The sequence below is a fragment of the Paenibacillus gyeongsangnamensis genome (assembly GCF_027533625.1).
Taxonomy (GTDB): domain Bacteria; phylum Bacillota; class Bacilli; order Paenibacillales; family NBRC-103111; genus Paenibacillus_G; species Paenibacillus_G gyeongsangnamensis.
In genome coordinates this window covers 36,350-43,294 of sequence record NZ_JAQAGZ010000037.1, presented here as the reverse complement: position 1 = coordinate 43,294, position 6,945 = coordinate 36,350, and the positions used below count along the sequence as shown (strand labels likewise).

Here is a 6,945-nt window from a genome sequence, read left to right as displayed (position 1 = left end):
TCCCTCTTGCGAGGCCTTTTTAACGACGCGGCAGGATTCACTTTATGTTACGGCCTGGCATGTTGCTTGCCCTGTCTCTGACAGGTACTTCCGTCGATGCGCTTCTACGTACTGCTTTCGCTATACGTAGGCATCCTAGCTACGCGGGGGCTTGGTCCCTCCCGCGACCGGACTTTCACCGGCAAGAAGATGCGTGCCTCTGGGCACGCTCAACGCAAAAAGCCCGCAGGAATGCGGGCCCAGATTGATGAGAAACCCGAATATATCGAAAAATGCAAAAGGTAGTAGGTGAGGTATCCCCTGTAGGAGCGATAGCGCCCGCCTTTGTTATCGGAAAATGACCGCTGCATAGCGAATTAATTGAAAATTTTCCGAGAACAACAGCGGCCGGAAGGGGATACCCCACCGTTGTACCAAGGCAGATTTCTCTATTTTATGGGTTTCTCTACAGCATGAGCCCGCAGGAATGCGGGCCGGGCGGCTCAAACCGGGATTATTGCGCACAAAGGTTAAATCACGTAATCCAGCGCCTGCTCATACGGAACATATTTTCGCGAGGCGGACATTCGGGGTGCATAGAGATGGAACGAGATCATCCGCTTCATGGACGGGTTCACCATTTGATGAATTTGTCCGCGGGGCGCAATAAGAAATTCCCCTTCGCGAACCTCATATTCTCCCGCCTCTTCTGGATAACCGTACCCGTCCAACCGGAAGATCCGGTTGAGCATCCGCCCCTCCAGCACCCGGGCGCAGCCGATCGAGGCGCCATGGTCATGAATATGCGTCGCCGCCCCTCCGGGCAAATGAATCAGCACCGCCTCCACGCCTTCCTCCAGGTATAGCGAGGTCCGGCCATACGGCAGCCGCTGCGGCTCGGCGACCCAGGGAGCGGCAACCTCAGCGGTAATCCTAAGCTTTCGAATCCGTTCCATCAGTTCGGCGGGAGAGTACGTCCGTAGCCCGCTTAACGTTTGCCCGACAGCATCACACAAGTTCATAAGATTTCCTCCGTTTGGTTATCAAGTTTATTGAAGAACCCGATAAGTTTTTGTTATAAAATCCGTCTACCCACTATGTATTCGCCCACCGGGCCCGGCGTGACGGATGCCTAAAAATTAGGCTTATCCCTCCATAATTAAGAATCCTTTAAGATCTGAAGCGGGGCCTTGTTAAGATTCCCCGGCTATACTGGGGTCATCGTCCACGGAAGCAGTACGTTTCCTAGGGATTCCCGAGCTTCAGACTTGGTCGTGCTGACCTCCCATGTTATGATTTTTGGAGTATGCTTTCACGAAGGAGGCCTGCCGTTATGGCCCAATATACGGTCCTTCTGGTCGACGACGAGAAGGAAATCATCGATTTGCTCGAAATTTATTTAAAAAACGAAGGATTCCGGCTCCTGCGGGCCGCGAACGGAATCGAAGCGCTTCGCCTATTGGAAAAAGAACACGTCGATCTCATCGGTCTCGACATTATGATGCCGCATATGGACGGGATCGAGGCCTGCATGAAGATCCACGAGAACAGGAACATGCCGCTTATTATGCTCTCGGCGAAGAGCCAGGACATGGACAAAATACTAGGACTCAGCACGGGGGCCGACGATTATATGAGCAAGCCGTTCAATCCGCTGGAGCTGATCGCCCGGATCAAATCGCAGCTGCGCCGCTACACCCGGCTGAACGTGCCTCAGCCGAGCAAGGAGCATGAGATCGAGGTCGACGAGCTCACCATCAATACGTCGACGCACGAGGTGAAGGTGGACGGGCGCGAGGTCAAGCTGACGCCGCGGGAGTTCGCCATTCTCGAGCTGCTGGCCCGTCATCGGGGACACGTATGGAGCATCGAGAAAATCTATGAGGCCGTCTGGAAGGAAGCTTACTTCGACGCGGACAACACCGTCATGGTGCACATCCTTAAAATCCGCGAGAAAATCGAGGAGCAGCCTCGCAAGCCGAAATTTATCAAAACCGTCTGGGGAGTGGGATATAAAGTTGAGTAAACTAGAGAAAGCGCCTCGTCCGCGGAAGCCTTTCCTGCAGCGGGTTCCATTCAGTTGGTTTCCCTTCACCCTGCTGCGCAGCATGATCCTGTTCTTCATCGACCTGTACCGCATGGGACGCCGCTCCGTCGAACGCAGCATCCGGCTGCAGTTGGTGCTCACCTTTGCGATTTGCCTGGGCGCCTCCACGATCGTATACGCCTTTTCCTCCGCGATCTTCGGCCAAATCAACAAGGGCACCCACATCGATTACTCGATGGGCGTCGAACGGATCGACGCCGACGCGCGGGAGCTCGTCCGCCTGTTGGAGCCGGTATCGAATAAGCCTCCCGTCCCGGGCAATGTCCAGGACAACGCCGATCCGTCCGGGGCTGCGACCGGCAGCGCACAAAGACGCCAGCAGGGCCTGTTTGAAGGGCATACGGTGGCGTCGGTTCCGGCCATTCCGCAGCAGCAGCGCAGACAGCAAGCAGAGGAAGGAAAGCAGCGTCAATTCAACGAAACCGTCAACCGGCTGACCGCGAATGAAAAATATAAAATTCTGATCACCGATCTCGAATGACAAGTCATTTACAAGAACGAGACCACGCCGGAGACGAACGTGGATGTGCACAATATTATCCGCAATGCCATGAACTCGCGGAACGGCATGGACTCCCGCAGGGAATTCTCGAGCTTCTACCCCGTTACCTTCAACAATCAGAAGTCATACCTCATCGTCACGGGAATTCCGCAGCCGGTCATTACGTACGTCAAAGGCCAGAGTCCGCTGTCCCTGCTGTCCGCGCTTGCCGCCTTCATCTTCCTCTTCTATTATCTGACGCAGAAAAAAATGAGCTACGTCGAGGAGCTCGCCTCCGGTCTGCGGATCATCGCCACCGGCAACCTGGATTACCGGGTGCTGGAGCGTTCCCAGGACGAACTCGGTTCGCTCGCGCGGGACATGAACCTGATGGTAAGCGATCTGCAGCGGAAGATCGAGGAGGAACGAAGGTCCGAGCGGCTCAAGAACGAGCTCGTTACCAACGTGTCGCACGATTTGCGAACGCCGCTAACCCTCATCATAGGCTATCCGCGGCTGCTGCATGACCGCAATTACGAGACGCCCGAGCAGGCCGCCGGCTACCTGAGCATCGCCTACAACAAATCGGAGAAGCTCAAATCGCTGATCGACGATCTGTTTGAGTACACCAAGCTGTCCCACCAGGACGTGCCTCTCTACAAGCGGGGCGTTATCATTAACGAGGTGCTGGAGCAGCTTCTGGAGGAATATGTAACGATCGGCGAAGAACAGAACCTGACGTTTATCCGCAGCATTCCGCCGGACAAGATCACGGTAAATATCGATGTGGACAAAATGATCCGCGTGTTCGAGAACCTGCTTGGCAACGCGGTCAAATACAGTCCGAAGCCCGGCGCCGTCTCGGTCGGCATGGCCAGGGAGCGCGGGCAGGTGATCATCCGCATCAGCAACAAGGCCGATGCGCTCACCCGCGACGAGCTCGAGCAGCTGTTCGACCGGTTCTATCGGGTCGATTCGGCCCGAACGTCCGAGACGGGGGGCTCGGGACTCGGACTCGCGATCGCGAAAAGCATCGTCGATTCGCACGGCGGCCGCATCTGGGCGGAGTCGGATAACGGGGAAATTCATTTCTACGTTCAGCTCAGGGTGGAGAACGGGAGATGACACCAGGATAAACGGCTGCGCGGTCCTTGTCTTACAAGGACCAGCGCGTTTATCAAGGTTGATTCGAAGCTATAATCTGTAAAAATTTATAAAGTTTTATCAACTGAGAAAAGCCGCGAATGCCGGTTGAATGATACCGGCATTCGCGGCTTTTTCGCTAAAGCGCAGGCTACTTCGCTCTCGAAGCGTCATGAAATTCGGCTGCCTTGTGGGCCCCGGTACAGAACGGCCTGTTGGTCGAATGACCGCACCGACACAGGAAGTACGGGTCCTTCACTTCATAGACGTTCCCGTCGGGATCGAGCAGCGGCACGCCGCCTTGAACCTAAAGCGGGCCGTTGTCGAGCTTCGTAATTTTGCCATCGGACATAAGTAACACCTCCTTCAGGTGCTAGTATATCCCCTTTTCACAGGAAAACACTTCCATCCAGCAAATCTCACGCTATAGACGTTCGGAGACCACCTTGGCTTGGGTAAACAGTAGCAAATAATCCCGGCCTCCAGCCTTGGAATCGGTGCCCGACATGTTGAAGCCGCCGAACGGATGGGCGCCGACGAGCGCTCCCGTACATTTCCGGTTGAAGTACAGGTTGCCAACGTGGAACTGCTCTCTCGCCTGCTCCAGACGGGCCCGGCTGCGCGAGATGACGGCGCCGGTCAAGCCGAATTCCGTATCGTTGGCTGTCGCCAGCGCTTCGTCGAACGAAGAGGCCTTCAGGAAGGCAACGACAGGCCCGAAGATTTCCTCCTGCGCGATTCGAGTATCCGGCCGCACGTCAGCAATAATCGTAGGCTCGATAAAATAGCCGCGCGGGTCACCTGCCTTTCCCCCGCACACAAGCCGTCCTTCGGCGGCTCCGATCCCGATGTACTCCATAATTTTGGCGTGCGCCTTCTGATCGATGACGGGTCCCATATACGTAGCCGGATCCTCCGGTGAACCTACGGTAAGCCGGCTCGCTCTCTCGGCAACCCTCCCCAGCAGCTCGTCGTACACCTTCCCAAGCGCAACGACCCGCGAGCAGGCCGAGCATTTTTGGCCGGAAAACCCGAAGGCGGATAACGTGATCGCCTCCGCCGCCAGCTCCAAGTCGGCGTCATCGTCCACGACGATCGTATCCTTGCCGCCCATCTCGGCTATTACCCGTTTGATCCATTTCTGGCCGGGCTGCGTCCTCGCCGCACGTTCATTGATGCGGAGTCCTACCTCCTTGGAGCCGGTGAAGCTGATGAAGCGCGTCAGGGGATGATCGACAAGATAGTCGCCGATTTCCGAACCGGGCCCCGGCAAAAAGTTGACGACGCCCTCCGGTACGCCGGCCTCTTCGAGAAGCGCGGCGAACCGTGCCGCGATCACCTGTGTCGGGGAGGCCGGCTTCAGCACGACCGTATTGCCGGCGACGATCGCGGAGGCCGTCATGCCGGCCATAATCGCCAGCGGGAAATTCCAAGGGGGGATAATGACGCCGACCCCCAGCGGGATATAGGTGAGCTCATTGTCTTCACCCGGGACGCTCGTCAGAGGCTGCTTGTCGCCGAGCCGTTCCATTTCTCTTCCGTAGAACTCCAGGAAGTCGATCGCTTCGGCGGTGTCGACGTCGGCCTCGGTCCAGCTCTTCCCCGCTTCCATGACCATCCATGCGGAGAATTCGTGCTTCCGCCGGCGGAGAATCGCAGCGGCCTTATACAAGCAGCGGGCCCGGGCGGAGGGCGGGACGCGCCTCCAGATCCCAAAGGCGGCGGCGGCGGTTTGGACGGCCCGTTCCGCAAGCGCCCGGTCCGCCTGGCAGACGATGCCGATAACGGACTGAGTATCCGACGGATTCAAGGACGGCTGGCGCAGCTCCGTAGCGATCCGCTCTCCTCCGATCACCGGCCCGTACTCCCGGCCGAGCTCCGATTTCACCTGCTGAAGCGCCTTGGCAAAGGCAGCCCGGCTGCCGTCCTCCGTGAAGTTCGTAAACGGTTCATTGCGGTAGGCTTCCCTCATGATCGTTTCCTCCTATTCGCCTTCAGCTGCTCTCGAATCGATTATCCGGCTTCCTGCTTTCAGTCAAACAATGTGCATGGGCATCACGGCTTTGACTATCGGCATCCTTCTACTGCAAGCCTATGAGCGCAAGCCATGAATCTTGCTTATTTCCTGGGTAATGGCAGCAACTTTCGTAAGACGGAAGCACCTTCCGCGAGACTTGAGCTTGGCCCTGGACGGCCACTTTTGCTACAATACGATAAATAACGTATGCCACTGCCCGGAGCGGCTGCGGCTTTATCGATGGAGAGGAGCAAGAGCACGAATATGACCGGATTTTTGCTTGATTTGGACGGCACGCTATATCATGGGGACCGGCCGATTCCGTATGCGGCGGACTTTATCCGAACGCTGCGCGAACGGGGCAATCCTTTTTTATTTGTGACCAACAATTCGTCCCGTACGCCTGAGCAAGTGGCGGAGCATTTGAGAAAGACGGGCATTGAAGCGTCGCCGGAGGAGGTGCTGACCTCGGCCCAGGCGGCAGCGATGTATTTGCGGGACAGCGGAATCGGGCCGGGGCCAATTTATTGCATCGGAGAGGAAGGTCTGCGGCTGGCGCTGCAGGAAGCAGACTTCGAGCTGACGGATGACGGGGACGCTGAGGTAAGCGCCGTCGTGCAGGGCATCGACCGCAGCTTCGATTACAATAAACTGCTGCTGGCCGTACGTCATATCCGCCGCGGGGCACGGTTCGTGCTGACGAACCCGGACCATCTGCTGCCTTGGAACGGAGAACTCACGCCGGCCGCCGGCTCCATCGCCGCGAGCATCGAGAGGGCTGCGGAGTGTCAGCCCGTCATTATCGGCAAGCCGTCTCCGATCATTATGAAATATGCCGTCGAGAAGCTTGGGCTTCAGGCATCCGACATTTGGGCCGTCGGAGACAACCTGGCAACGGACATCCGAGGCGGCCGGTATGCGGGGTGCCGCACGGCGCTGGTCTTGACCGGTCTTGCGATGGCGGGCAATGTACAGGAGCAGATCTCGCGCACGGGCGTGAAGCCGGACCTCATATCCGAGCACCTGATGGTGCTGGCTGAGAAGCTCGGTTAATTACGGAAACTTCGTTTCCACAGAGGTGATCTGTGGGAATAGGCCATTGGAGCTAAACGGTGATGGCTATGGAACATCCGGACGTTTCTAACGGGACCCGGAGGTTTAATGAAGTCCATATACCGGATGGCGTCCTGGAAATGACTAAGATTGCCAAATTCCAAA

At 57.1% G+C, this 6,945-nt stretch carries 7 protein-coding genes; 4 read left to right on the top strand and 3 right to left on the bottom strand.

Annotated features, from left to right (window positions below; translation table 11 throughout):
* Nucleotides 1-509: 509 nt before the first annotated feature.
* Complete coding sequence (locus O9H85_RS34755; RefSeq protein WP_269885943.1) at nucleotides 510-1,001, bottom strand: cysteine dioxygenase; 492 nt, start codon at nucleotides 999-1,001, stop codon at nucleotides 510-512.
* Nucleotides 1,002-1,312: 311 nt separating this feature from the next.
* Here O9H85_RS34755 and O9H85_RS34750 point away from each other — a divergent pair, with 311 nt between their 5' ends.
* From O9H85_RS34750 to O9H85_RS34740, 3 genes are read left to right on the top strand one after another with little or no spacing between them, the layout of a single operon-like run.
* Nucleotides 1,313-2,005, top strand: coding sequence for a response regulator transcription factor (locus O9H85_RS34750; RefSeq protein WP_269885942.1), 693 nt, complete (start codon nucleotides 1,313-1,315; stop codon nucleotides 2,003-2,005).
* Nucleotides 1,998-2,567, top strand: coding sequence for a hypothetical protein (locus O9H85_RS34745; protein ID WP_269885941.1), 570 nt, complete (start codon nucleotides 1,998-2,000; stop codon nucleotides 2,565-2,567). Before O9H85_RS34750 ends, O9H85_RS34745 begins: the two co-directional genes overlap by 8 nt.
* A 39-nt stretch (nucleotides 2,568-2,606) precedes the next feature.
* Nucleotides 2,607-3,692 carry a sensor histidine kinase gene (locus O9H85_RS34740; RefSeq protein ID WP_269885940.1) on the top strand — a complete coding sequence of 362 codons (1,086 nt, stop codon included), beginning with the start codon at nucleotides 2,607-2,609 and terminating at the stop codon, nucleotides 3,690-3,692.
* A 169-nt stretch (nucleotides 3,693-3,861) separates the two neighbouring features.
* On the opposite strand, the gene O9H85_RS34735 is transcribed toward O9H85_RS34740, so the two are convergent.
* Nucleotides 3,862-4,005, bottom strand: a complete 144-nt coding sequence (locus O9H85_RS34735) for a CDGSH iron-sulfur domain-containing protein (RefSeq protein WP_333474308.1) — start codon at nucleotides 4,003-4,005, stop codon at nucleotides 3,862-3,864.
* Nucleotides 4,006-4,134: 129 nt separating this feature from the next.
* Complete coding sequence (gene pruA / locus O9H85_RS34730) at nucleotides 4,135-5,682, bottom strand: L-glutamate gamma-semialdehyde dehydrogenase (RefSeq protein ID WP_269885939.1); 1,548 nt, start codon at nucleotides 5,680-5,682, stop codon at nucleotides 4,135-4,137.
* A 309-nt stretch (nucleotides 5,683-5,991) separates the two neighbouring features.
* On the opposite strand from pruA, the gene O9H85_RS34725 reads away from it, so the two are divergent.
* Nucleotides 5,992-6,780 (top strand): HAD-IIA family hydrolase, encoded by a 789-nt coding sequence (locus O9H85_RS34725; RefSeq protein WP_269885946.1) that lies wholly within the window; start codon nucleotides 5,992-5,994, stop codon nucleotides 6,778-6,780.
* Nucleotides 6,781-6,945: the final 165 nt, after the last annotated feature.

Bases quoted from the DNA above. Each gene is read 5' to 3' on its own strand.
- O9H85_RS34755 (WP_269885943.1), bottom strand. From the start codon at position 1,001: ATGAACTTGTGTGATGCTGTCGGGCAAACGTTAAGCGGGCTACGGACG.
- O9H85_RS34750 (WP_269885942.1), top strand. From the start codon at position 1,313: ATGGCCCAATATACGGTCCTTCTGGTCGACGACGAGAAGGAAATCATC.
- pruA (WP_269885939.1), bottom strand. From the start codon at position 5,682: ATGAGGGAAGCCTACCGCAATGAACCGTTTACGAACTTCACGGAGGAC.
- O9H85_RS34725 (WP_269885946.1), top strand. From the start codon at position 5,992: ATGACCGGATTTTTGCTTGATTTGGACGGCACGCTATATCATGGGGAC.